This is a genomic window from Arthrobacter glycogeni (assembly GCF_054511155.1).
In genome coordinates, this window is sequence record NZ_JBTNDE010000004.1 from 90,070 (window position 1) to 114,122 (window position 24,053).

At 65.4% G+C, this 24,053-nt stretch carries 21 protein-coding genes; 6 read left to right on the forward strand and 15 right to left on the reverse strand.

What is annotated here, in order from left to right:
* The first annotated feature begins 67 nt into the window (after positions 1–67).
* Genes tkt through pgl form a run of 6 tightly spaced genes read left to right on the forward strand, consistent with a single transcriptional unit; the run spans position 68 to position 8,393 of the window.
* On the forward strand, positions 68–2,248 hold the full coding sequence (gene tkt, locus ACX80O_RS04140; protein ID WP_459307354.1) for a transketolase: 2,181 nt from the start codon (positions 68–70) through the stop codon (positions 2,246–2,248).
* A 26-nt stretch (positions 2,249–2,274) separates the two neighbouring features.
* Positions 2,275–3,387 (forward strand): transaldolase, encoded by a 1,113-nt coding sequence (tal, locus tag ACX80O_RS04145; protein ID WP_459332626.1) that lies wholly within the window; start codon positions 2,275–2,277, stop codon positions 3,385–3,387.
* 3 nt (positions 3,388–3,390) lie between these two features.
* Positions 3,391–5,046, forward strand: coding sequence for a glucose-6-phosphate isomerase (locus ACX80O_RS04150; protein WP_459332627.1), 1,656 nt, complete (start codon positions 3,391–3,393; stop codon positions 5,044–5,046).
* The gene (zwf, locus tag ACX80O_RS04155) at positions 5,046–6,590 is read left to right on the forward strand and encodes a glucose-6-phosphate dehydrogenase (RefSeq protein ID WP_459307357.1); all 1,545 of its coding nucleotides are present in this window, start codon (positions 5,046–5,048) and stop codon (positions 6,588–6,590) included. Before ACX80O_RS04150 ends, zwf begins: the two co-directional genes overlap by 1 nt.
* Complete coding sequence (locus ACX80O_RS04160) at positions 6,587–7,528, forward strand: glucose-6-phosphate dehydrogenase assembly protein OpcA (protein ID WP_459332628.1); 942 nt, start codon at positions 6,587–6,589, stop codon at positions 7,526–7,528. The genes zwf and ACX80O_RS04160 overlap by 4 nt, the downstream gene beginning before the upstream one ends.
* Positions 7,518–8,393 carry a 6-phosphogluconolactonase gene (gene pgl, locus ACX80O_RS04165; protein WP_459332629.1) on the forward strand — a complete coding sequence of 292 codons (876 nt, stop codon included), beginning with the start codon at positions 7,518–7,520 and terminating at the stop codon, positions 8,391–8,393. Before ACX80O_RS04160 ends, pgl begins: the two co-directional genes overlap by 11 nt.
* A gap of 20 nt (positions 8,394–8,413) precedes the next feature.
* Here pgl and ACX80O_RS04170 read toward each other — a convergent pair whose 3' ends face one another.
* From ACX80O_RS04170 to ACX80O_RS04240, 15 genes are all read right to left on the reverse strand, one after another.
* Complete coding sequence (locus ACX80O_RS04170; protein ID WP_459307360.1) at positions 8,414–8,809, reverse strand: RNA polymerase-binding protein RbpA; 396 nt, start codon at positions 8,807–8,809, stop codon at positions 8,414–8,416.
* Between the two features lie 97 nt (positions 8,810–8,906).
* Positions 8,907–9,152 carry a preprotein translocase subunit SecG gene (secG, locus tag ACX80O_RS04175; protein WP_459307361.1) on the reverse strand — a complete coding sequence of 82 codons (246 nt, stop codon included), beginning with the start codon at positions 9,150–9,152 and terminating at the stop codon, positions 8,907–8,909.
* 54 nt (positions 9,153–9,206) lie between these two features.
* On the reverse strand, positions 9,207–10,022 hold the full coding sequence (gene tpiA, locus ACX80O_RS04180; RefSeq protein ID WP_459307362.1) for a triose-phosphate isomerase: 816 nt from the start codon (positions 10,020–10,022) through the stop codon (positions 9,207–9,209).
* Between the two features lie 9 nt (positions 10,023–10,031).
* Positions 10,032–11,279, reverse strand: coding sequence for a phosphoglycerate kinase (locus tag ACX80O_RS04185; RefSeq protein ID WP_459332695.1), 1,248 nt, complete (start codon positions 11,277–11,279; stop codon positions 10,032–10,034).
* Positions 11,280–11,292: 13 nt separating this feature from the next.
* Entirely contained in the window at positions 11,293–12,303 is a 1,011-nt protein-coding gene (gene gap / locus ACX80O_RS04190; RefSeq protein ID WP_459332630.1) for a type I glyceraldehyde-3-phosphate dehydrogenase, read from the reverse strand.
* A 97-nt stretch (positions 12,304–12,400) separates the two neighbouring features.
* Positions 12,401–13,027, reverse strand: a complete 627-nt coding sequence (locus tag ACX80O_RS04195) for a superoxide dismutase (protein ID WP_459332631.1) — start codon at positions 13,025–13,027, stop codon at positions 12,401–12,403.
* 136 nt (positions 13,028–13,163) lie between these two features.
* Positions 13,164–14,144, reverse strand: coding sequence for a DNA-binding protein WhiA (gene whiA / locus ACX80O_RS04200; RefSeq protein WP_459307365.1), 981 nt, complete (start codon positions 14,142–14,144; stop codon positions 13,164–13,166).
* Positions 14,145–14,163: 19 nt separating this feature from the next.
* Complete coding sequence (locus ACX80O_RS04205) at positions 14,164–15,195, reverse strand: gluconeogenesis factor YvcK family protein (protein ID WP_459332632.1); 1,032 nt, start codon at positions 15,193–15,195, stop codon at positions 14,164–14,166.
* A complete protein-coding gene (rapZ, locus tag ACX80O_RS04210; protein WP_459307367.1) occupies positions 15,195–16,097 on the reverse strand; it encodes an RNase adapter RapZ in 903 nt (300 codons plus the stop codon). Before rapZ ends, ACX80O_RS04205 begins: the two co-directional genes overlap by 1 nt.
* Positions 16,098–16,160: 63 nt before the next feature.
* Complete coding sequence (gene uvrC, locus ACX80O_RS04215) at positions 16,161–18,176, reverse strand: excinuclease ABC subunit UvrC (RefSeq protein ID WP_459332633.1); 2,016 nt, start codon at positions 18,174–18,176, stop codon at positions 16,161–16,163.
* On the reverse strand, positions 18,176–18,844 hold the full coding sequence (locus ACX80O_RS04220) for a lysophospholipid acyltransferase family protein (protein ID WP_459332634.1): 669 nt from the start codon (positions 18,842–18,844) through the stop codon (positions 18,176–18,178). Before ACX80O_RS04220 ends, uvrC begins: the two co-directional genes overlap by 1 nt.
* Positions 18,831–19,523, reverse strand: a complete 693-nt coding sequence (locus tag ACX80O_RS04225) for an HAD hydrolase-like protein (RefSeq protein ID WP_459332696.1) — start codon at positions 19,521–19,523, stop codon at positions 18,831–18,833. Before ACX80O_RS04225 ends, ACX80O_RS04220 begins: the two co-directional genes overlap by 14 nt.
* 72 nt (positions 19,524–19,595) lie before the next feature.
* Positions 19,596–22,496 (reverse strand): excinuclease ABC subunit UvrA, encoded by a 2,901-nt coding sequence (gene uvrA, locus ACX80O_RS04230; RefSeq protein WP_459307371.1) that lies wholly within the window; start codon positions 22,494–22,496, stop codon positions 19,596–19,598.
* Between the two features lie 85 nt (positions 22,497–22,581).
* Positions 22,582–22,977 carry a GntR family transcriptional regulator gene (locus ACX80O_RS04235; protein WP_459307372.1) on the reverse strand — a complete coding sequence of 132 codons (396 nt, stop codon included), beginning with the start codon at positions 22,975–22,977 and terminating at the stop codon, positions 22,582–22,584.
* A 526-nt stretch (positions 22,978–23,503) separates the two neighbouring features.
* A complete protein-coding gene (locus tag ACX80O_RS04240; RefSeq protein ID WP_459332635.1) occupies positions 23,504–24,052 on the reverse strand; it encodes a maleylpyruvate isomerase family mycothiol-dependent enzyme in 549 nt (182 codons plus the stop codon).
* Position 24,053: the final 1 nt, after the last annotated feature.

A 24,053-nucleotide genomic window follows, 5' to 3' on the forward strand; every position in this document is an offset into this window, starting at 1 on the left:
CGGCAATTGCCGGTCCCACAGGGCGCCGCGGCGCTGGCCGAGGAGCACAGAGAGGGGCTAAGGTTTCGTGCCGCAGCTTAACACACAAGAACTGACCTGGACTGACCTGGATGACCGCGCGGTGGACACAGTCCGCGTGCTGGCCGCAGACGCTGTGGAGAAGGTGGGCAACGGTCACCCCGGCACGGCGATGAGCCTGGCCCCCGCAGCCTACCTCCTGTTCCAGAAACTGATCAGGCACGACCCCTCCCAGCCCGAATGGACGGGACGCGACCGTTTCGTCTTGTCGCCGGGCCACACCTCGCTGACCCTCTACATCCAGCTTTTCCTCTCCGGGTATGGGCTCGAACTCGAGGACCTGAAGTCCCTGCGCACCTGGGGCTCAAAAACCCCCGGACACCCCGAATACCGCCATACCCCCGGCGTCGAAATCACCACCGGTCCCCTCGGCCAGGGCCTTGCCGCGGCGGTCGGCTTCGCCTTCGCCCAGCGCCGCTTGCGCGGCATGATGGACCCCGACACGGCGGCCGGCGAAAGCCCGTTTGATCACACCATTTGGGCCATTGCGTCCGACGGCGATCTCCAGGAGGGCGTTACAGCCGAGGCTTCGTCCCTAGCTGGGCATCAGGAACTCGGCAGCCTGGTGGTGCTCTACGACGAGAACCACATTTCCATCGAAGACGACACCGATATCGCGTTCACCGAGAACGTGCTGGGCCGCTACGAGGCCTACGGCTGGCACGTCCAGCGGGTCGACTGGACCAAAACCGGCGACTACGTCGAAGACATTGAGGAACTCCACCGGGCACTGACCGCCGCGCGGGATGAAACCAGCAAGCCCTCCATTGTGTCCCTGCGGACCATCATTGGTTGGCCAGCGCCGACCAAGCAGAACACCGGAAAGATTCACGGCTCAGCGCTGGGCGCCGACGAGGTGGCCGCCCTGAAGGAGGCCCTCGGGCTCGATCCGGCCAGGCATTTCGACGTCGCACCCGAGGTGCTTGAGCACGCCCGCCAGGTCACCGACCGCGGGCAGGCCCTCCGCGCCGAGTGGGAGGAGTCTTTCGGTGCTTGGCAGCAGGCCAACCCCGATAACGCGACCCTCCTGGACCGGATCGCGTCGCGGACCCTCCCCGACAACTGGGACGACGCCCTGCCCACGTTCGAAGCAGGCAAGGACGTCTCCACGCGGGCGGCGTCGGGCAAGGTGCTGTCCGCCATCGGTCCGGTCCTTCCCGAACTATGGGGCGGCTCCGCTGATCTGGCGGAATCCAACAACACCACGATCGAAGGTTCGCCGTCATTCATCCCGGCCGGCAAGCAGACCGACGCCTGGCAGGGCAACCCCTACGGCCGGGTCCTGCACTTCGGCATCCGCGAGCACGCGGCGGCAGCGATCGTCAACGGCATTGTCATGCATAGCAGCACCCGGGCATTTTCCGGTACCTTCCTGATCTTCAGCGACTACCAGCGGCCAGCCATCCGGCTGGGTGCCCTGATGGGCGTTCCCTCCATCTACGTCTGGACCCACGACTCAATTGGTCTCGGCGAGGACGGACCCACCCATCAGCCGGTGGAGCAGTTGGCTGCACTGCGCGCTATCCCGGGGCTCGACGTCGTTCGCCCCGGTGACGCGAACGAGGTTGCGGTCGCGTGGCGCACCATCCTGGAGAACACCGGGAACCCGGCCGGAATTGTGCTCACCCGGCAGAATATTCCTACCTATCAGCGCGGAACGGGTGCCGCCGACGGCGACACCTTCGGCTCGGCCGAGGGCACCGCCAGGGGCGCCTATGTGCTGGCCGAGGCCGCCAACGGAACACCCGACGTCATCCTGATCGGCACCGGGTCCGAGGTACAGCTGGCCGTTGAAGCGCGCGCCACCCTGCAGGCCGAAGGTATCAACGCCCGCGTTGTCTCCATGCCCAGCCTCGAATGGTTCAACCGGCAGGACGAGTCGTACCGCGAATCGGTCCTTCCCGGGGACGTCAAGGCGCGGGTCTCCGTGGAGGCCGGCGTGGCGTTGGGCTGGCGCGAGCTCATTGGCGACGCCGGCAGGTCAGTCTCGCTGGAACACTTCGGGGCCTCAGCCGACTACAAGCGGCTGTTCACCGAGTTCGGCATCACCACCGACGCGGTGGTCCAGGCAGCCCGCGATTCGATCGCCGTTGCCGGGAAGCACCGCGCACCGAATGGCACACCGGCCTGGTCCGGTCCCTCATCATCAGAAACCGGCGACCAGCAGTAATCGTCGACAATTCAAGGAGACCCCCTATGACTTCCACCCCCACGGCAGACCTCTCGGCCGCAGGCGTATCCATCTGGCTCGACGACCTCTCACGGGAGCGCATCAACTCGGGGGCGTTCAAGCACCTGATTGAAGAGCGCAACGTGGTGGGTGTCACCACCAACCCGAGCATCTTCGCCGCCGCCCTGCAGCAGGGCGAGTCCTACGCCACCCAGGTCGAGGCACTGGCGGCTGCCAATGTCCCGGTCAACGACGCAGTCTTTGATATCACCACCCACGATGTGGCACAGGCTTGCGACATTTTCGCTGCCGCCGCGAAGAGCACGGGTGGCGTCGACGGCCGGGTGTCCATCGAGGTTGACCCGCGTCTGTCGAAGGACACCGAGGGGACCATCGCTGAAGCGAAGCGCCTCCACGCCAAGGTGCAGCGGTCCAACGTCCTGATCAAGATTCCCGCCACCGTTGAAGGCCTCGAGGCGATCGCCGCGACCATTGCCGAGGGCATCAGCGTCAACGTCACCCTGATCTTCTCGCTGGAACGCTACCGCGCCGTGATCAACGCTTTCATGCTGGGCATTGAGCAGGCTAAAGAAAACGGGTACGACCTCTCCACCATCCACTCGGTGGCTTCCTTCTTCGTGTCCCGCGTGGACAGCGAGATCGACAAGCGCCTTGACGCGATCGGCACCGACGAGGCGGCAGCGCTGAAGGGCAAGGCCGGGCTCGCGAATGCCCGGCTCGCCTACCAGGTGTATGAGGAGCTCTTCGACACCGAACGGTGGGAAGTCCTCGACGCCGCCGGTGCCCGGCGTCAACGCCCGCTCTGGGCCTCCACCGGCGTCAAGGATCCGGCCCTTCCGGACACCCTGTACGTCACGGAACTGGTCGCGCCCGGCGTGGTGAACACCATGCCGGAGAAGACCCTCGAAGCCACCGCCGACCACGGAGTCATCACCGGTGACACAATCACCGGGACCTACGACGACGCCAACGCGGTGCTCAACAACCTCGAGAACCTCGGCGTCTCCTACGTCGAGGTCGTGCAGCAGTTGGAGGTCGAAGGCCTGGACAAATTCGTGGCCAGCTGGGAAGAACTCCTCGAGACTGTTCGAACCGCACTGGATACGGCGAAGGGCTAGTCTATGAGCTCCATGACGCTCGCGGCGGCCGGTGCCGCCCAGGAAGCCATCGACCGCGTGACCGGCACCCTCGTCGAGGATCGGGTGGCGTCGCGTCTGATGGCCAAGGATCCCACCCTGTGGGGTGGCGACGCTGAGTCGGAAGCGGCGGTCCGCCTGGGCTGGGTAGACCTCATCGGTGCCTCCCGCAGCCTCGTCCCGGGGATCATGGAGTTGCGGGCCACCCTGCAGGCCGACGGCGTCAGCCGGATCGTCCTGTGCGGGATGGGCGGCTCCTCGCTGGCACCCGAAGTGATCACCCAGACGGCCGGCGTCGAACTGACAGTGCTCGATTCAACGGATCCCGACCAGGTGCGCCGGACGGTTGAGGACCGGCTGGCAGAGACGGCCGTGGTGGTGTCCTCGAAGTCGGGGTCGACGGTGGAGACCGACTCGCAGCGACGGATATTCGAGGCAGCTTTCGCCGCTGCCGGCATCGACCCGCTTACCCGCGTGGTCATCGTCACCGATCCCGGGTCGCCGCTGGACGCCTCCGCGCGCGAAGCGGGCTACCGTGCGGTGTTCAACGCTGACCCCAACGTCGGCGGCCGGTACTCGGCGCTCACCGCCTTCGGCCTGGTCCCCTCGGGTCTCGCGGGCGTCGACCTCGATGCCCTGCTCGACGACGCCGAGGAAACGGTAGAGTTCCTGGGCGAGGACGATCCCACCAATATCGGGCTGCGGCTCGGTGCTGTGCTGGGCGCCACCGCCCCCCTGCGGGACAAGATCGTGTTCGCCGACGAGGCGTCGGGAATTCCCGGCCTCGCCGACTGGGCCGAGCAGCTCATCGCCGAGTCCACCGGCAAGCTGGGCACCGGGGTCCTCCCCGTGGTCGCCGAAGAGGGTGCGCCGGAGATCCTCACCGCCGACGACGACGTCCTCGCCGTCCGCCTCACCGCAGCGGACACCGACATCGAACCCGTCGGACACCAGGTCACGGTCAGCGGTAGCCTGGGCAGCCAGCTGCTGGTGTGGGAATTCGCCACCACAGTAGCCGGGCGTCTCCTGGGCATCAACCCGTTCGACCAGCCCGACGTCGAGGCGGCCAAGATCGCGGCGCGCGGACTACTCGACGCGCAGCCCGAGACGGCCCCGGCGGACTTCGTGGACGGCGCGGTGGAGATCCGCGGCGACAGCGAGCTCCTCGGCGACGCCAGCACGCTCGGGGATGCACTCCGGAACCTCTTCGCAACACTCAGCCCGAACGGCTACCTTTCGGTCCAGGCCTATCTGGACCGCTCAGTGCAGGCGTCGCTCGAGGAGATCAGGTCGCCACTCGCCTCACTCACCGGCCGTCCCGTCACCTTTGGCTGGGGACCGCGCTTCCTCCACTCCACCGGCCAGTTCCACAAGGGTGGACCCGCGCAGGGCGTGTACCTGTCGATCACCGGCGCGGCAGCCGACGATCTGGCCATCCCCGACCGGCCGTTCACCTTCGGCGAGCTGATCACCGCCCAGGCGGCGGGCGACGCCCAAGTACTGGCCGGCAAGGGGCGTCCAGTCCTGCGCCTACACCTCGCCGACCGCGCCGCCGGGATCGACCAGCTCACCCAGGTGATCACCCATCTGCTGGGCGGGGCCGCCGGCCAGCGGGCATCCAATGAAAGCGGTACAGCGTAGTGCAGGATTCTGCAGAGGGACGGTCCACCAACCCGCTACGGGACCCCCGCGACCGGCGACTCAGCCGGATAGCCGGGCCGTCCTCGCTGGTGCTCTTCGGTGTAACCGGGGACCTAGCCCGCAAGAAACTTATGCCGGCAATCTACGACCTCGCCAACCGGGGACTGCTCCCTCCGAGCTTCGCGCTGATCGGGTTCGGCCGCCGGGAATGGGATGACGAACGGTTCGTCACAGAGGTGCGCGACGCCGTCACCCAGTACTCGCGTACCCCGTTCGACGAGACGGTGTGGGAACAGTTCTCGGCCGGGATCCGTTTTGTCCAAGGTAATTTCGACGACGACGACGCCTTCGCCCGGCTCGGAGTCACCCTTGAGGAACTCGATTCATGTCGCGGGACCCGCGGGAACCACGCGTTCTACCTGTCCATCCCGCCGAAGGACTTCGAGCTGGTCTGCCAGAAGCTCTCCGAGCACGGTCTGGCCCAGCCCGGCGAGGGCCAGTGGCGCCGGGTGGTCATCGAAAAGCCGTTCGGCCACAACCTGCAGTCGGCCCGTGAGCTGAACGCCATCGTTGAACAGGTCTTCCCGCCGGATGCAGTCTTCAGGATTGACCATTACCTCGGTAAGGAGACGGTCCAGAACATCCTGGCCCTCCGTTTCGCCAACCAGCTGTTCGAACCGCTGTGGAACGCCAATTACGTTGACCACGTCCAAATCACCATGGCCGAGGACATCGGCATCGGGAGCCGGGCAGGATATTACGACGGCGTCGGCGCCGCCCGCGACGTGATCCAGAACCACCTCCTGCAACTCCTGGCCCTGACAGCCATGGAGGAGCCGATCTCCTTCAACGCCAATGACCTGCGGGCGGAAAAGGAGAAGGTCCTTGCCGCTGTCAAGCTGCCCGAGGATCTGTCGGGTTCGTCTGCCCGGGGTCAGTACGACGCCGGCTGGCAGGGCGGCGAACTGGTGAAGGGTTTCCTTGAGGAAGAGGGCATCCCCGCTCATTCCACTTCGGAGAGTTTCGCCGCCCTCCGCCTGGACATCCATACCCGTCGCTGGAGCGGAGTGCCGTTCTATCTGAGGGCGGGCAAGCGGCTGGGACGGCGGGTGACCGAGATCGCCGTCGTCTTCAAACGCGCACCCAACCTGCTGTTCCGGGACCACGGCGAGGACGACTTCGGCCAGAACGCCGTGGTCATCAGGGTGCAACCCGACGAGGGTGCCACCATCCGGTTCGGGTCCAAGGTTCCCGGCACGCAGATGGAGGTCAGGGACGTGACCATGGACTTCGGCTACGGACATTCGTTCACCGAATCCAGCCCGGAGGCCTATGAGCGGTTGATCCTCGATGTACTGCTCGGGGAGCCGCCCCTGTTCCCCCGGCATGAGGAGGTCGAGCTGTCCTGGAAGATCCTCGACCCGTTCGAGGAGTACTGGGCCAGCCTCGGAGACCAGCCCGAGAAGTATGTGCCGGGGAGCTGGGGGCCCGCCTCGGCGGATGAGCTCCTCGCCCGTGATGGAAGGACGTGGCGCAGGCCATGATCGTTGAACTGCCCGACACCACCACGTCGAAGGTGTCCAAGGAAATCATGACCCTGCGGGACAAGGGCGGCGTCGTCGCGCTCGGCCGGGTCCTCACCCTCGTGGTTGTTACCAGCTCAGGCAATGAGGAGGAAGCGATCCTCGCGGCGAACCTGGCGAGCAGGGAACACCCCTGCCGCATCATCGTCCTCGCCCTCGGCGCAGGGGACGAGGATACCCGGTTGGACGCGCAGATCCGCGTCGGCGGGGACGCAGGCGCCTCGGAAGTGATTGTCCTCAAGGGGTACGGTCAGCTCTCCGAGGAGAATGAGTCCCTTGTGTCGGCGCTGCTGCTCCCCGACGCGCCCATCGTGGCCTGGTGGCCCCACGGTGCACCGGCGAACGCGGCCATGACCTCGATCGGGAGCATCGCGCACCGCCGGATCACCGATACGGCCAACGAACCCGACCCGGTGGCCGCGCTTTTCACCATCAGGGATACGTACGCCGCCGGTGACACTGATTTGGCCTGGACACGCCTGACGAACTGGCGGATCCAGTTGGCTGCGGTCCTCGATCAGATCGATGACTCCCCGATCAGGTCGGTCACCGTCGAGGGTGCCGACGATTCGCCCAGCACCGTATTGCTCGCCGCCTGGCTCACCCTGGCTCTCGACGCCCCGGTCACCATCGCCGCGGGACCCGCCGGAACCGGCCTACGGCGGGTGCGGCTGTCCCGTCCCGCCGGCGACGTTGAACTGAACCGGCCCCACCTGGCCGTCGCCGAACTGTACCAGCCTGGGCAACCGGTGCAGCGGATTTCACTGCCGCGGCGCAGCCTGCAAGACTGTCTCGCAGAAGAGCTCCGCCGTCTTGACCCGGATGAGGTATTTGGTGAAGTCATCATGGAGGGGCTCGCCCGGACCAATCTAAGGAGCGTGCGTCCCAGTGAACGCTGACCCCAAAGTAAGCATCCACCCCGATTCTGCCCTGCTCGCAGCGTCAGTCGCTGCACGGTTGATCACCCGGCTGGTCGATATCCAGAACGAACGCGGGTCAGCCACCGTGGTGCTCACCGGCGGCTCGCTCGGCACTGCTGCCCTTGCCGCCGTCGCCGATTCCCCGGCCTGCTCGGCGGTGGACTGGAGCAGGGTTGATTTCTGGTGGGGCGACGAACGCTTCCTCAGCTCAACTGACCCCGAACGGAATGCCGTCCAGGCGAAGGAAGCCCTCCTCGGTAAGCTCGGTCTGGCCGGATCCCAGGTCCACGAGTTTGGTTCCAGCGACGATTTCCCGGACCAGGACGCGGCTGCCGCCGACTACGCAGCTCGGCTCCAGGACGCTGCCGACGCGGACCGGGCACACTCAGGGGACCGGGCGGAGCCGGGCGACGACGACGGCCAGGACTCCCGTCTCCCCCGGTTCGACGTGCTGCTGCTGGGCGTTGGACCCGATGCCCACATCGCCTCCCTGTTTCCCGAGATGCAAGGAATCCGGACCAGGGAACAGACGGTGGTGGGCGTATCAGACGCCCCGAAACCGCCAGCGCTTCGCATCTCCCTCACCCTTGAAGCACTGAACTCGGCAGAGGAAATCTGGATTGCAGCCGGTGGCCAGGACAAAGCCGGTGCCGTGGGGCTGGCCCTGGCGGGCGCCGGGCCCATTCAGGTGCCAGCGGCGGGAGCCCGCGGCCGCCGCAAGACACTCTGGCTGATCGATCAGGAGGCAGCGGCCCAACTGCCTGGCCGCCTCATCGCCGGCGATGACAGTGATAACTTCAGCAGTGATACCTTCAGCAGTGACAATGACAGCAGTGACAGTTAAAGCAGTGACATCGGAACGGTCTAGGAGGCTAGGCCGCCACTGAGACCGGACCGTCGCTCCCGCAGATTCCGGAGCGCCTGCTCCAGCACGCTGGCTGCTTCTTCCTCGGTACGCCGTTCCTTGACGTATTGGAGGTGGCTTTTGTACGGTTCGACGCCGTCCACCAGGGGTTCCACCCCTGGTAGCCTGCCCGCCGCACGGCCGCACCGACCGCACTCCCACACCTCGGGAATCTCGTCGTCGTGAAGTTTGGCGAACGTCGGTTTGGTTTCGTGGTTCTCGATACACCAGTAGCTCACGACGGTTCGGTCCACCACAGCGGGTCTTCGCCCGGACTCGGCCTGCCAACCGGCCATCCCCCCGTAGGAATCAGTTCCGACCCGTGTGCCCTTAAATGCGTTTCCCGCGTTAACCATGGATTGCTCCTGGACTAGGCTCTGACAACAAGGTCAGTCTACGCCCAATGCAGAACCCAGCACATGGTGGCTAACGCGGGAAATTAAGCGGGAAGGGTCACTCGGCGAAACGCTGGATCAAGCCCAGCGACACGATCACGACACCCCAGGACAGGCCCAGGGCAACGGTGAACCTGTTCAGGTTCCGTTCGGCAACGCCCGACGAACCCATACTGCTGGTCATGCCGCCACCGAACATGTCAGACATGCCACCGCCGCGGCCCTTATGCAGCAGGATGAGAAGGGTGAGCAGCAAGCTGGTGACGCCAAGGAGCACCAGCAAGATGATTCGGAGAATGTCCACAGTGGCCTTTCAGGGGTAACCGACGTGCGTGATCGACCGGAGTCGGATCAGAGCTTAGTCAGTGACCAGGAGATGTTCGAACCTGACAATACTAGCAAACTCGGCGGCGTCCAGGCTGGCCCCGCCGACCAGCAGGCCGTCGACGTCGCGGCCCTTCAGAATTGAGCCGGCATTGGCAGCCTTGACTGATCCGCCGTAGAGCATCCTGACCTTTCCGGCCGTCTCCGCGTCGTACAGCGAGGTGAGCTCGGCGCGCAGGGCTGCGCACATCTCCTGCGCGTCTTCCGGCCCGGCGACTTCGCCGGTGCCGATAGCCCAGACCGGTTCGTAGGCGACCACCAGGTCTGCGACCTGTTCGGCGCTCAACCCGGCGATACCGCCGCGCAGCTGGCTCAGGGTGTGCTGCACATGGTTGTTGGCCTGACGGACGTCGAGCCCTTCCCCGACGCAGATGATGGGGGTCAGGGCGTGCCTGAACGCGGCCTGCACCTTACTGTTCAGGAGCTCGTCGCTCTCCTGATGGATGGCCCGGCGTTCGGAGTGGCCGACCAGGACGTAGCTGCAATCAAGCTTCTTGAGGAACTGACCCGAAATGTCGCCGGTGTAGGCGCCGGAATCGTGGGGTGAAAGATCCTGGCCCCCGTACACGGTCTGCAGGTCGTCGCCACGGACCAGGGTCTGTACTCCGCGCAGGTCAGTGAACGGAGGGAACACCGCCACCTCGACGCGCTGGTAATCGTGACCGGCGTCGTCGAGGGTCCAGGCAAGCTTTTGTAGCAAGGTGATGCCCTGGACGTGGTCCAGGTTCATCTTCCAGTTGCCAGCAATCAGTGGTCGGCGGTCGTACGTGCCGTTGGTTGAGGAAGTCATGTGCTGCTCCTACTGCCCGAGGGCTGTCAGTCCGGGGAGTTCCTTGCCTTCGAGGTACTCGAGGCTGGCACCTCCGCCGGTAGAGATGTGGCCAAACTGGTCATCGGTGAAGCCAAGCGACCGCACGGCTGCTGCGGAGTCGCCGCCTCCCACGACGGTCAGCGCTCCGCGTGCTGTGGCGTCGGTCAGCGCCTGCGCCACGGCTTTGGTGCCGCCGGAGAACGCGTCGAACTCGAACACGCCCATCGGGCCGTTCCAGAAGACCGTTCCGGCCGTGGCGATCGACTCTGCGAAGGCAGCACCCGAGACCGGCCCAATGTCGAGGCCCAGTCCCCCGGAGCCAAAGGAACTTGCCTCGATAGCGTCGGCCGCGACAGTCTCGTGGGCGGCGTCGGCGGCGAACCGTTCAGCCACCACGATGTCGGTCGGCAGGACAAACTCCGTACCGGCCTGCTTTGCACGCGCCAGGTACCCCTTGACGGCGTCGAGCTGGTCATCCTCCAGCAGACTTGCACCGACCGCATGGCCTTGGGCCGCGAGGAAGGTAAAGACCATGCCGCCGCCGACCAGGATCCGGTCTGCCGTCCCCATCAGGTTCTCGATCACAGCGAGTTTGTCGGAGACCTTGGAACCGCCGAGGACCACCACGAACGGGGCAACTGGTTCCCCGGTGAGGCGGCGCAGTACCTCGACCTCGGCCTGCACCAGGTCGCCCTGGTAGGACGGCAGAAGCGACGCGATGTCGTAGACGCTCGCATGTTTCCGGTGGACGGCGCCGAAGGCATCGTCCACATAGGCGCCGTTGTCGCCGGTCAGCGCGGCCAACTCGGTGGCGAAGGCCCGACGTTCGCCGTCGTCCTTGCTGGTCTCCCGGGCATCGAAGCGCACATTCTCAAGTACGAGCACACTGCCACCGGTCAGGGCGGCGGCATGCCCCCGGGCGTCCTCCCCCGTGGTGTCAGCCGCCAGCGTGACGGGGAAATCAGCCAGCTCCGCGAGCCGGTCCACGGCGGGTTTCAGCGAATACCGCCCGTCAGGGCTGCCGTTCGGGCGTCCGAGGTGAGCCATCACAATCACTGAAGCCCCCTCCCCCGTCAGCTTGCGCAGGACTGGCAGGGAGGCCCGAAGCCGGCCGTCGTCGGTCACCCGCGGGGCTGTGCCCGAGGCGTCGAGCGGGACGTTCAGGTCTGACCGCACCAGTACTGTGCGTCCACGGACGCCGGTGCTGAGCAGGTCATCAAGGGAGGAGGCCACTATCGATCCTTGGGTACTAGGAGAGCTTGGAGGCGACGATTTTGGTCAGGTCGACGAGGCGGCTCGAATAGCCCCACTCGTTGTCGTACCAGCCGACAACCTTGACCTGGTTGCCGATGACCTTGGTCAGACCCGAGTCGAAGATCGATGAGGCGGGGTCGCCCACGATGTCCGAGGACACGATCGGCGCGTCGGTGTAGGAGAGGTAGCCCTTCAGCTTGCCCTCGGCAGCGGCGGCCTGGTAGGCGGCGTTGACTTCCTCGACGGTCACTTCGCGTGACACGGTCACGGTCAGGTCGGTGGCCGAGCCGGTCGGGACCGGCACGCGGATGGCGTAGCCGTCCAGCTTCCCCTTCAGCTCGGGGAGGACCAAGCCGATGGCCTTCGCGGCCCCAGTTGAGGTGGGAACCATGTTGATGGCGGCGGCGCGCGCGCGGCGGAGGTCGTTGTGCGGGCCGTCCTGCAGGTTCTGGTCGGCGGTGTAGGCGTGGATGGTGGTCATCAGGCCACGCTCGATGCCGAAGTTGTCGTTGAGCACTTTCGCCAACGGCCCGAGGCAGTTGGTGGTGCAGGACGCGTTCGAGATGATGTGGTGGTTCTCGGGGTCGTACAGGTCGTCGTTGACGCCGAGCACCACGGTGATGTCCTCATCGGAGGCTGGCGCGGAAATGATAACTTTCTTCGCACCGGCGTCGATGTGTTTGCGCGCGTCGGCTGCCTTGGTGAAGAAACCCGTGGACTCAACAACGATGTCCACCTCCAGTTCCTGCCACGGCAGGTTCGCGGGGTCGCGCTCGGCGAGCACCCGGATGGACTTGCCGTCCACGACGATGTTTCCGTCCTTGACCTCTACCGTCGCGGCGAGCCGTCCGGTGACGGAATCGTACTTCAGGAGGTGGGCCAGCGCCTCAGGGCTGGTGAGGTCGTTGACCGCAACGATTTCCAGGTCAGCGCCCTGTTCCAGTGCGGCGCGAAAAAAGTTACGCCCGATTCGACCGAAGCCGTTGATACCTACACGAGTAGTCACTTGTTCTATCTCCTTGAACTGTATTGAGGTTGTGGGCCGGGACGCCGCCGTGGGACGGCGTCCCGGATGCGCCCGTGAGGGCGCTGGGCCTGCTGTGCTAGCCGACGACGATCAGGGACGTCGCCGAGGTGCGGGCCGCGGTGAAACGCTTGGCGACGTCGGCCCAGTTCACGATGTTCCAGAACGCCTTGACGTAGTCGGCTTTGACGTTGACATAGTCCAGGTAGAAGGCGTGCTCCCACATGTCCAGCATGAGCAGCGGGGTGGTACCCACCGCGACGTTGCCCTGCTGATCGTAGAGCTGTTCAATGACGAGGTTCCCGCCGATGGGCTCGTAGGCGAGGAAGGCCCAGCCGGATCCCTGCAGGGCGAGGGCAGCTGCGCTGAACTGGGCACGGAACTTGTCAAACGAGCCGAAGGCGTCGTCGATGGCTGCCGCAAGCTCTCCGTCAGGGGAGTCGCCGCCGTCCGGTGACAGGTTGTTCCAGAAGACCGAGTGGTTGATGTGGCCGCCGGTGTGGAAGGCGAGGTCCTTGGAAAGCTTCGAAATGTTACCGAAGTCGCCCTTTTCCCGCGCCTCTGCCAGCTGAGCCATCGCGTCGTTGGCGCCCTTGACGTAGGCAGCGTGGTGTTTGCTGTGGTGGAGCTCCATGATGCGTGCGGAGATGTGCGGCTCCAGCGCAGCGTAATCGTAGTTCAGTTCGGGCAGTACGTATTCGCTCACGAATTCCTCCAGGTTGGTCTGCCGCCGTGGGTGATGTGGCACCGCACCGGGTCAGACACCGTAGTTGGTTCAATACCGTATGGCACACCACCGGTGTCGGTGGTGTTGCCATGCCGCTTCCATCCTATGCAGAGATTCACTCGTCCAACATGTCGGCAGTCACATTGGCTTCAGTTCCGGGGATGCCAATCTCGATGGCCCGCTTGTCGGCCATGGCGAGCAGGCGTCGAATGCGCCCGGCAATGGCGTCTTTGGTCATGGGGGGGTCGGCCAGCCCACCCAGCTCGTCGAGGCTCGCCTGCTTGTGCGCAACCCGCAACTCGCCGGCGTACTTGAGGTGGTCGGGAACCCCCTCACCCAGGATTTCCAGGGCGCGTTCCACCCGGGCACCGGCGGCTACCGCGGCCTGGGCCGACCGCCGCAGGTTAGCGTCATCGAAGTTGGCCAGCCGGTTGGCCGTGGCCCGCACCTCTTTGCGCATCCGGCGTTCCTCCCACACCATGAGCGCATCATGGGCGCCCATCCGGGTGAGCAGGGCCGCGATGGTGTCACCGTCGCGGATCACCACCCGGTCCACTCCCCTGACCTCGCGGGCCTTGGCGGCAATGCCCAGACGCCGCGCCGCGCCGACCAGGGCCAGCGCCGACTCCGGTCCGGGGCAGGTGACCTCCAGCGAGGAGGATCGGCCCGGTTCGGTCAGGGAGCCGTGCGCCAGAAAGGCGCCGCGCCACACTGCCTCCGCGTCGGCAGTCGATCCGTTGACGACGGCGGATGGCAGGCCGCGCACCGGCCGGCCCCGGTTGTCGAGCAGACCCGTCTGGCGGGCGAGGGATTCGCCGTCGCGCACCACCCGCACCACATACCGGTTACCACGGCGCAGACCGCCGCCGGAGACGACGATAATCTCGCTGTTGTGCCCGTAAACCTCGGCGATGGTGGTGCGCAGCCGGCGGGCCGTCGAGGCGAGGTCAACCTCGGCTTCGATGACGATCCTGCCGGAGATGATGTGCAGCCCGCCCGCGAATCGCAGCAGGGCGGAAACCTCGGCTTTGCGAACCGATGACTTCTTGACAGGGAGGTGCGACAGCTCCTCTTTTACGTCCGCAGTCAGCGCCACAAATACACCCTCAGATCGATTAGTTTTCGCCAAACATGTCATGAAACGCGGTTGCGAGCCGCAGCGGATCATGAACAGGTTTGCCCGTTGAAGAGCCTACTTTACCCAACATGGCACGGCCCCCCATCTCGGCGACGGCGGCAACGAACTCGGCGCGGTCGCCGATCACCGCTGGATCGGCGATCACCACATCCACTGTGAATTCCGGGGCGTACCGTCTGATCACCGCAAGGTGGTCGACCGCTGACATGCCAACGGTTTCCTTGGTTTCATTGCTAAGATTCATGGTCAGGCACCGCTTTGCAGTGGTGCTGCAGAGTGCATCCCGAAGCTCCGGGAGGAGCAGATGCGGGAGCACCGACGTGTACCAGGAACCCGGCCCGAGGATCACCCAATCAGCCAGTTCAACAGCGGTGAGCGCGTCCACGCAGGCCGGGGCGCCGGCGGGGAGGAGCCGGACGTTGTTGACGTTCCCGGCACTTCCGGCGACAGCAAGCTGCGATTGTCCGCTGACGGTCCGCATGCGCAGCGCGCCATCGACCTCCGCGAGCACGTCACCCTCGATGGTCAGCGGCACGCTGGCCATCGGGAGGACCCGGCCCCGCGCGCCCAGGAGCGCGCCGGCCCATTGCAGCCCGGCCACGGGATCGCCGAGCAGTTCCCAGAGGGTGACAATCAGCAGGTTGCCCAGCGCGTGGTTGTCCAGCGCCCCTTCCTCACCGTGCCGGGAGGTAAACCGGTGCTGCATCACGTCACGCCAGGTACGTCCCCAGTCCGTGTCATCACACAGGGCGGCGAGGGCCATCCGCAGGTCGCCCGGGGGAAGCACACCGAGTTCCTTACGGAGCTTGCCGGACGATCCGCCGTCGTCGGCCACCGTCACCACGGCAGTCAGCTCGGAGGTGAGCAGCCGCAGGGCGGAGAGTGACGACGACAATCCGTGGCCGCCGCCCAGAGCGACCACCGAGGGTGCGTTTTCCTGCGGGCCGGACCCGCGCCGATTCGCAGCCGCCGCCGGCAGCATCGGCAGGGACCCCGTGAGAATAGCCACTATTCCCTGCCCAGATCACGGTGATGCGCGGTGACCTGCAGACGCGGCTGCTGTGCAAGCCGCTTGGCGATCTCCTCGGTGACTGCCACTGACCGGTGTTTGCCACCGGTGCACCCGATCGCGATGGTCGCGTAATGCTTGTTCTCACGCCGGTACCCCTCCAGCACGGGTTCCAGGGCGTGGACGTACCGGTTCACGAAGTCCGCTGCGCCGGTGGCTCCCAGCACATAGTCGCGGACCGGCTGGTCGAGTCCGGTCTGGGGCCGCAGCAGTGGTACCCAGTGCGGGTTGGGAATGAAGCGGACGTCGGCAACGTAGTTGGAATCGACTGGCAGCCCGTACTTGAAGCCGAAGCTCATGACGTTGATCCGCAGGACGATCGGGCCGGACTCGGAGAACAGTTCGGTGATGGTCGTGGCGAGGGCATGGACGTTCAGCAGGGACGTGTCAACCACCAGATCGGACGCCTCTTTGAGTTCCTTCAGCACTTCCCGTTCGGCGGCGATCCCGTCGAGGATCCGTCCCTCGTCCTGGAGCGGGTGGGGCCGGCGACCCTGCTCGAACCGCCGCACGAGCGTATCATCGGCGGCATCGAGGAAGAGGACCCGGTAATTGACGCCCGACGTGCGGAGCGCCTGCAGGGACCCCCGGATATCGTGGAACAGTTCCTGGCTGCGGACGTCGACGACGACAGCGAGCTTCGGGATGGACTGCGGCATCCGGGCCACCAACTCGGTGAGGGTGCCCAGCATCTGGGGTGGCAGGTTTTCGACCACGTACCAGCCGTGGTCTTCCAGGGCGTTGGCGGCCGTACTTCTGCCGGCGCCGGACATGCCGGTCACCACCAGTAGTTCCGATTCGGCAGGCTTGATCGGAGTAAGGCTGTCGTCGCCCTCAGTCATGTGCGTGTTCCATCCCGGCGATTTGTGGTGGCTCGAACTGGTCTTCCCCACTCTCTACCCTAACTAAGTCTCGAGGATTTCGCCGGTGGCCATATTCACTGCTGGTGCTGGTGCGTCCGACGCCCCATCGGGTCCCTCCGTCGCGAGGGTGCGCTGCAGTGTGTCCGCGAGGGAGGGACCGACGCCGGGCACGTCCTGCAGTTCCTCGATCGTTGCGGCGCGGATTTTTTTGACCGACCCGAAGTGGCTGAGGATCGCCTTCTTTTTGGCCGGACCGAGGCCGGGAACCGAGTCGAGCGCTGACGCCGTCATCGATTTGCCGCGTTTCTGCCGGTGGAAGGCGATGGCGAACCGGTGCGCCTCGTCCCGGATCCGCTGCAGGAGGAAGAGTCCTTCCGAGGCGCGGGGCAGGATGACCGGGAAATCACTGTCGGGCAGCCACACTTCCTCGAGCCGCTTGGCGAGGCCGATGACGAAGACGTCGTCGATGCCGAGGTCCTTCAGCGCCCGGGCGGCGGCGTGCACCTGGGGCTGACCGCCGTCGACCACGACCAGGTTGGGTGGGTAGGCGAACTTGTGCCGGGTCGCGGTGGTGGTGGTGTCGGCTAGCGGGACTGCCGTGCCGACGCCGTCGTCAACACTAACCTCGCCGGATTCACGGGGCACCGGACCGGTCTTCTCGGCCAGGTAGTTGCGGAACCGGCGCTGAATCACGTCGTACATCGATGCAGTGTCGTCGCGGGCGGCGTCACCGGTGATCGAGAACCTGCGGTAGTCGGCCTTGCGGGGCAGCCCGTCCTCGACCACCACCATGGAGGCCACCACGTTGGTGCCCTGCACATGCGAGATGTCGAAGCACTCGATGCGCATCAGGGGCTGCGGCAGGTCGAGGGCCTCCTGTAGCTCCTGGAGGGCTGCGGACCGCGTGGTGAGGTCGCCGGCGCGGCGGCTTTTGTGGAGCCTTAGCGCGTCGGCGGCGTTCTGCTCGACAGTTCCCAGCAGGGTCGCCTTGTCGCCGCGGCGGGGAACCCGCAGGTCCACCCGGGCGCCGCGGAGCCCGGCGAGCCAGACTGACATCTCCTCGGCGTTACTGGGCAGCTCCGGTACAAGCACTTCGCGGGGGATCTGGTTGTTGCTGCTGCTGCCGTCGCCGTACACCTGCTGCAGGAGGTGCTCCACCAGGTCGGCGGTGCTCATGTCCTCGACCTTCTCCACCATCCAACCGCGCTGACCGCGGATCCGGCCACCGCGGACGTGGAACACCTGGACCGCGGCCTCAAGCTCGTCTTCCTTCAGGGCAAAGATGTCGGCGTCGGTGTCCTCGGAGAGCACCACGGTGTTGCGTTCGAACACGCGTTTCAAGGCGGCGATATCGTCGCGGATCCTCGCCGCCGACTCGTAGTCCAGCTCGGCGACGGCGGCGGTCATCCTTTTTTCCAGGTCGACGATGAACCGGGTCGCCTGGCCCCCCATGAAGTCGCAGAACTGGGCCGCGAGGTCCCGATGGTCCTCGGGGGTGATCCGTCCGACGCACGGTGCCGAGCACTTGTCGATGTAGCCCAGGAGGCAGGGACGGCCAGTGCGCTCGGCACGTTTGAAAACTCCGCTGCTGCACGTCCGTACGGGGAAGACCCGGAGCAGGGTATCGACGGTCTCGCGGATCGCCTTGGCCGGGTAGAACGGCCCGAAATAGCGGGTGTCCTTCCGGCGGTCCCCGCGCATCACCTGAACCCTGGGGTACTTCTCCCCCATCGTGACCGCAAGGTAAGGGTAGGACTTGTCGTCGCGGAACATGACGTTGAACCGGGGGTTGAACTCTTTGATCCAGGTGTATTCGAGCTGCAAGGCTTCGAGCTCGCTGCCCACCACTGTCCACTCAACACTCGCTGCGGTGAACACCATCGCCCGGGTGCGGGGCAGCAGGCCCTGCGGGTTCGCGAAGTAGGAGTTCAGCCGGGACCGAAGATTCTTAGCCTTCCCCACATAAACCACGCGGGAATGTTCGTCCCTGAAACGGTAAACGCCAGGGTCGACCGGAATCTCGCCGGTCTTGGGCCGGTAGCTGCGGGGATCGGCCATTACTCGAGCACCGGACTCTGGTTGTAGCTGGTGGAACGTTGTTGGCCGCTCAGCGCTGCGATGGAATCCATGATGGTGTCGGTGGCGTGCCGGCGTGCCGGAAGGGAGTGACCCGGCCCGGTCTTCTCGAAGTACAGGGGCACGCCGATCCTCATGGTGAAGTGCTGGGGTTTGATGCGTTTCTGGCCGGCCGGCTGCAGGCCCTCGGTGCCGACCAGCCCTACGGGGAGGACCGGCGCACCGGTGGTCAGGGCGAGCCAGCCGACGCCGGTCCGCCCCCGGTAAAGCAGCCCGTCCCGGGACCGGGTACCCTCGGGGTAGATCCCGATCCCGTTGCCGCCTTCCAGGAGTTCGTGAAGTGTTTTCAGCGCCTGGACACTCGCCGCCTGCTGCCCCCGTTCGACCGGGATCGAGCCAACGCCCTCGAAGAACGAGCGCATGGCCTTGCCCTTGATACCGCGGCCGGTGAAGTACTCGGCTTTGGCGAAGAAGGCGACGGGCCGTGGCATGAGCGCCTGGATCAGCACACTGTCCAGGAACGACAGATGGTTCGCTGCAACGATCAGCGGCCCGTCGGCAGGAACGTTGGCGAGGCCTTCAACGGTCGGCCGGCACAGTCCGGCGATCAGGCCCCGGGTGCCGCTCCGGGTCAGGTCATAGATTCCCATGGTCCACCCCACGCTGCACCCTGGTGAGGATCAGTTCCAACAGCCGCTCGGCCGAGTCCGCCGGCTGGGTGGCGCCCGCGGCGCTGAATTCTTCGGCTGACCCGAACCCCCAGGTCACCGGGATGCAGTCCAGCCCGTTCGCTGCCGCCCCGGTAATGTCGTGCGACCGGTCGCCAACCATGATGGCGCCGTCGTACCCACCCCGATACTCGGCCAAGGCGGCGGCGATGATGGGTGTTTTCCCTTCCATCCCGGGCGCATGCTCCTCGTCGGGCGACCCGTGAATGGAGCCGAACAGGGTGTCCATCCGCTGCACCCGGAGTAGCTCCCGGGCGAGTCCCTGCGGCTTCTGCGTGGCTACGGCGACCAGGTGGCCGCCGGACCGCAGTGCCTCGACGACGCCGATGACGCCCGGGTACGGTTTGCTGCCGGCCATCCCGTGGCTGCGGTAGCCCTCACGGTAGTGCGCGATGACCGACTCCAGTTGATGCTGGGGAACGCCCCCGATGCTGCGCAGCGACGTCACCAGGGGTGGTCCGACCATGGCCCGCAAGGCAGTGTCGGAGGGGCGTGGCAGCCCGTGGGCCTCCAACGATGAGACGATTCCCCCGGTGATGGCGCCTGCGGGGTCGACGAGGGTTCCATCAAGGTCAAAGAGCACGAGCAGGCGGTAATCCATCACCGGCCAAGTTTCCCACAGCCGGTGCCCACCCGATAACTGCATTCCCTCTGCTGAATATATCGGGACTGCCTATCGTCCGAGAGTCTCGGCGAGGAAGGTCCCCGTGTAGCTGGTGGTCGACTTAGCGACCTGCTCCGGAGTGCCGGTGGCGATAATCTGCCCGCCGCCGGATCCGCCGTCGGGCCCGAGGTCGATAACCCAGTCCGCGCTTTTGATCACGTCGAGGTTGTGCTCGATGGTGATCACCGTGTTGCCTTTGTCCACCAGCCCTTGCAGGACAAGCAGGAGTTTGCGGATGTCCTCGAAATGCAGGCCGGTAGTCGGTTCGTCGAGCACGTAGATGCTACGACCGTTGGACCGCTTCTGCAGCTCGCTGGCCAGCTTCACGCGCTGCGCTTCGCCGCCGGAGAGGGTGGTGGCCGGCTGTCCCAGCCGGACATACCCGAGACCAACATCCACCAGGGTGGTGAGGTGCCGGGCGATGGGGCTGAACGCGGCAAAGAACTCGGCGCCTTCCTCGATCGGCATGTTCAGCACATCGGCGATGGTTTTGCCCTTGTAGTGAACTTCGAGCGTCTCGCGGTTGTAGCGCTGCCCGTGGCAGACCTCGCACGGTACATACACGTCCGGCAGGAAGTTCATTTCGATCTTCAGGGTGCCATCACCGGAGCACGCTTCGCAGCGCCCGCCCTTCACGTTGAAGGAGAACCGGCCCGGGAGGTACCCGCGGACCTTCGCCTCGGTGGTCTCGGCGAAAAGCTTCCTGATGTTGTCGAACACACCGGTGTAGGTCGCGGGATTGGACCGTGGTGTCCTGCCGATCGGGCTCTGATCGACGTGGACCACCTTATCGAGGTGCTCGAGGCCGTCGATTCGCTTGTGCCGCCCGGCCACCTGCTTGGCGCCGTTGAGCTTGTTGGCCAGGACCTTGTACAGGATCTCGTTGACCAGGGTCGACTTTCCCGATCCGCTGACCCCGGTGACGGCGGTCAGGACGCCCAGCGGGAAGGCAATATCGAAGGAGGTCAGGTTGTGCTCGCGGGCGCCGATCACCTTCAGTTGCCTTGACTTGTCGATCTTCCGACGCTTCTTCGGGATCTCGATCTTCCGGCGACCCGACAGGTAATCGCCGGTGATGGAGCGCTCGTTGGTGAGCAAGTCTTCGAGGAGGCCGGAGTGCACCACCTCGCCGCCGTGCTCGCCGGCGCCGGGACCGATGTCGACGATCCAGTCGGCTTCCTGGATGGTGTCCTCGTCATGCTCCACCACAATGAGCGTGTTCCCGAGGTTGCGGAGCCGGGCCAGGGTTTCAATCAGCCGGCGGTTGTCGCGTTGGTGCAAACCAATCGACGGCTCGTCCAGGACGTAGAGGACACCCACCAGGCCCGAACCGATCTGGGTGGCCAGACGGATGCGCTGCGCCTCACCGCCGGAAAGGGTCCCGGAGGCGCGTTCGAGGTTGAGGTATTCCAGCCCGACGTCGAGCAGGAACTGGAGGCGGGCCTGGATCTCCTTGAGCACCTGGGCGGCGATCTGGGCTTCACGGCCGGTCAGGACCAGGTTGTTGAGGAAGTCGCTGCAGTCGCGCATCGGCATGGCGGCGACCGAGGAGATGGATTTGCCGTTGATCAGGACCGACAGTGAGGCGGGATTCAGCCGGGCTCCCCCGCATGCAGGGCAGGGGATCTGCCGCATGTACTCCTCGTAGCGGTCACGCGCGTGATCTGATTCGGTTTCGAGGTGCTTGCGGTGGATGTACTGCACGGCACCCTCGAAGCCGGTGCTGTACTTACGCTCGCGCCCGAACCTGTTCTTGTACTGCACCACCACCTTGTGGTCCTTGCCGTACAGGGCGGCCTCGCGGGCACGGTCCGGTAGCTTGCGCCACGGCACGTCCATCGTGAAGTTGAGCTCCTTGGAGAGCCCTTCGAGGAGTCGGTTCCAGTATTCGAGGGTTGCGGTGCCCAGCGACCAGGGGGCAATGGCCCCCTCAGCGAGAGTGAGGTCCGGGTTGGGGACCACCAGTTCCTCATCGACCTCAAGTTTGGTACCGATGCCGGTACACGCCGGGCACGCGCCGAAGGGGTTGTTGAAGGAGAACGAGCGGGGCTCAATCTCGTCGATGGCGAGCGGGTGCTCGTTGGGGCAGGCCAAATGTTCGGAGAACGCCCGGACGCGCTTGCTGTCCTTTTCGGGAAGGTCGACGAAATCGGCGAGCACCCGACCGTCGGCCAGCTTTAGGGCCGTCTCCACCGAGTCGGTGAGCCGTTGGCTGATGCCGTCCTTGACCACCAGGCGGTCAACGATCACTTCGATGGTGTGTTTGTACTGTTTGCCGAGCTTGGGCGGATCGGAGAGCTGGACGACGTCGCCGTCGACCCGGGCGCGCGCGTACCCCTTGGCGGTCAGCTCCTGGAACAGGTCGACGAACTCACCTTTGCGGCCACGGACCACCGGGGCGAGGATCTGGAAGCGGGTGCCCTCCTCCAGTTCCAGCAGCTGGTCGACGATCTGCTGGGGGGTCTGCTTGGCCACCGGCTCGCCGCAGGTGGGGCAGTGCGGGCGACCGACGCGCGCCCAGAGAAGGCGCATGTAGTCGTAGATCTCGGTGATGGTGCCGACCGTTGACCGGGGGTTCTTGTTGGTTGACTTCTGGTCGATGGACACCGCCGGTGACAGGCCCTCGATGAAGTCAACATCCGGCTTGTCCACCTGGCCGAGGAATTGCCTGGCGTAGGCGGACAGGGACTCGACGTAGCGTCGCTGGCCTTCGGCAAAAATGGTGTCGAACGCGAGGGAGGACTTACCCGACCCGGAGAGCCCGGTGAAGACGATCATCGCGTCCCGCGGCAGGTCGAGGTCGACGTTGCGCAGGTTGTGCTCGCGCGCCCCCTTGACGATCAGGCGCGAAAGATCCTGCGGCAGGTGAGGGTCGGAAAACTCGGATTCGAGCGAAGTTGCAATAGACACCCATTCACTCTAATTGAAACATTGTTCGAATACATATTCGATAGGTGTCTTTTCAGCGTGTCGTCGGCGCGTTGTGTCCCGATGTTCACCGTCGGCGCAGAGCGGCCCTCAGATAAGCTACCGCTTCGTCCTCGGTGAGCCCGTTGGCTTTGATCACCTCGGCGTAACCGTCGGCGGCCGCCGCGGCGCGTTGCCGTGCCTCATCTCCAGCGGCGGCGACGACCGTTCCGGCCCGTGACCGGGTGACCACAATGTTTGCCTGCTCGAGTTCCCGGTAGGCCCGGGCGACGGTGTTGACTGCGACGCCCAGATGGGCGGCCAAAGTGCGCACCGGCGGCAACCGGGTGCCTACGGGCAGGGAACCCTGGTTGGCGGCGTCGAGAATCTGGACCCGGAGCTGTTCGTAGGGAGGGACGGAACTTGCCTGGTCAATGCGGAGCCAACTGGTGACGTCGGTGCTACCTGTTGCGCCAGGATTCACGGTGGCCTTTCGGTCGCTGTCTGTTCATCGTTTTCGTCCTGCCATCTCGCGGCCGGACCATTGATCCACATTGTTCCACGCGTCCCCGGGCCCCGGCCGTGACCGTCACTTCCCGGCGTGCCTAGACGTGGGATACGTCGGGGGCGGTCCGGAACTATTCGTGGATCCGTCTCGGCTCTCTTCGGCTAAAACTGGAGTAGACACGATGATCTATTTCCTGGTACTCGCCCGAAGCGATTGAGCTGACTTGCTATGAGCTCTTGTTCCGGCCTGACACGCAAGGCTAGGCGTACGCGAGCAAAGATGGCACTACATAACGATCGGGCACAAGAGGCTCTGAACTCGAAGGTTGATCGGCTGCAAGCTGTTCTGCTTATGCCGCCATTGCGCAAGGGAAAACGAGTCACCGGAACATCACTTGGAGCGCGCCCCTCTCCGCAGGCTCGCGCCGATCTCCGGTTCCGAGCCGGCCCGTAAGCCCATCCCTATGTGAGCCGAATCGGGTAGTCCAGCGGTGCTCGTTAGATCACGAGGTGGTGCGCCCGAGCCGACCTAAAAGCCGGGTCTGCCGGTCAGCATCCGCGGGGACAGGTACGGCCGGTCCGCAGATTCCGTCCATGTGCAACGCGCTGCCGAAGCTGTCAGCGCCAGCTTCGATGCGGTCCATCTCTTCGGGAAAGATGACCTCGTTCCCACCCGTGGCTCGGGCGATGTCCCAGCGGTGGACGAGCATATCCCAGACATAGAACTGCTCCAGGGTCGCGCCCACGGTGGTGGGGCCGAAGAAGCCGTCATACGCGACGTCGGTGACGTCATCGCAGCTGATCACGATCGATACTCGTTCGGTGTGATCTCGGAACCCGGCAGCAGGGTCGGTCAGGTCGGGGGTCGGCCCGAGGTCGTGGCCATGTTCGGAGAGCAGGTTCCGCTGCGTGTCAATCATGTGCGCAACAACATGCCGTGCGGTCCATCCAGTGCATGGCGAAGGGTCGGTCCATGCCTCGGCCGGAACCGAGTCGAGAATGAGGGAGAGGGGGCGGAGGGCGGCCTCGTAGGCGATGGCTGTGGAGTTCATA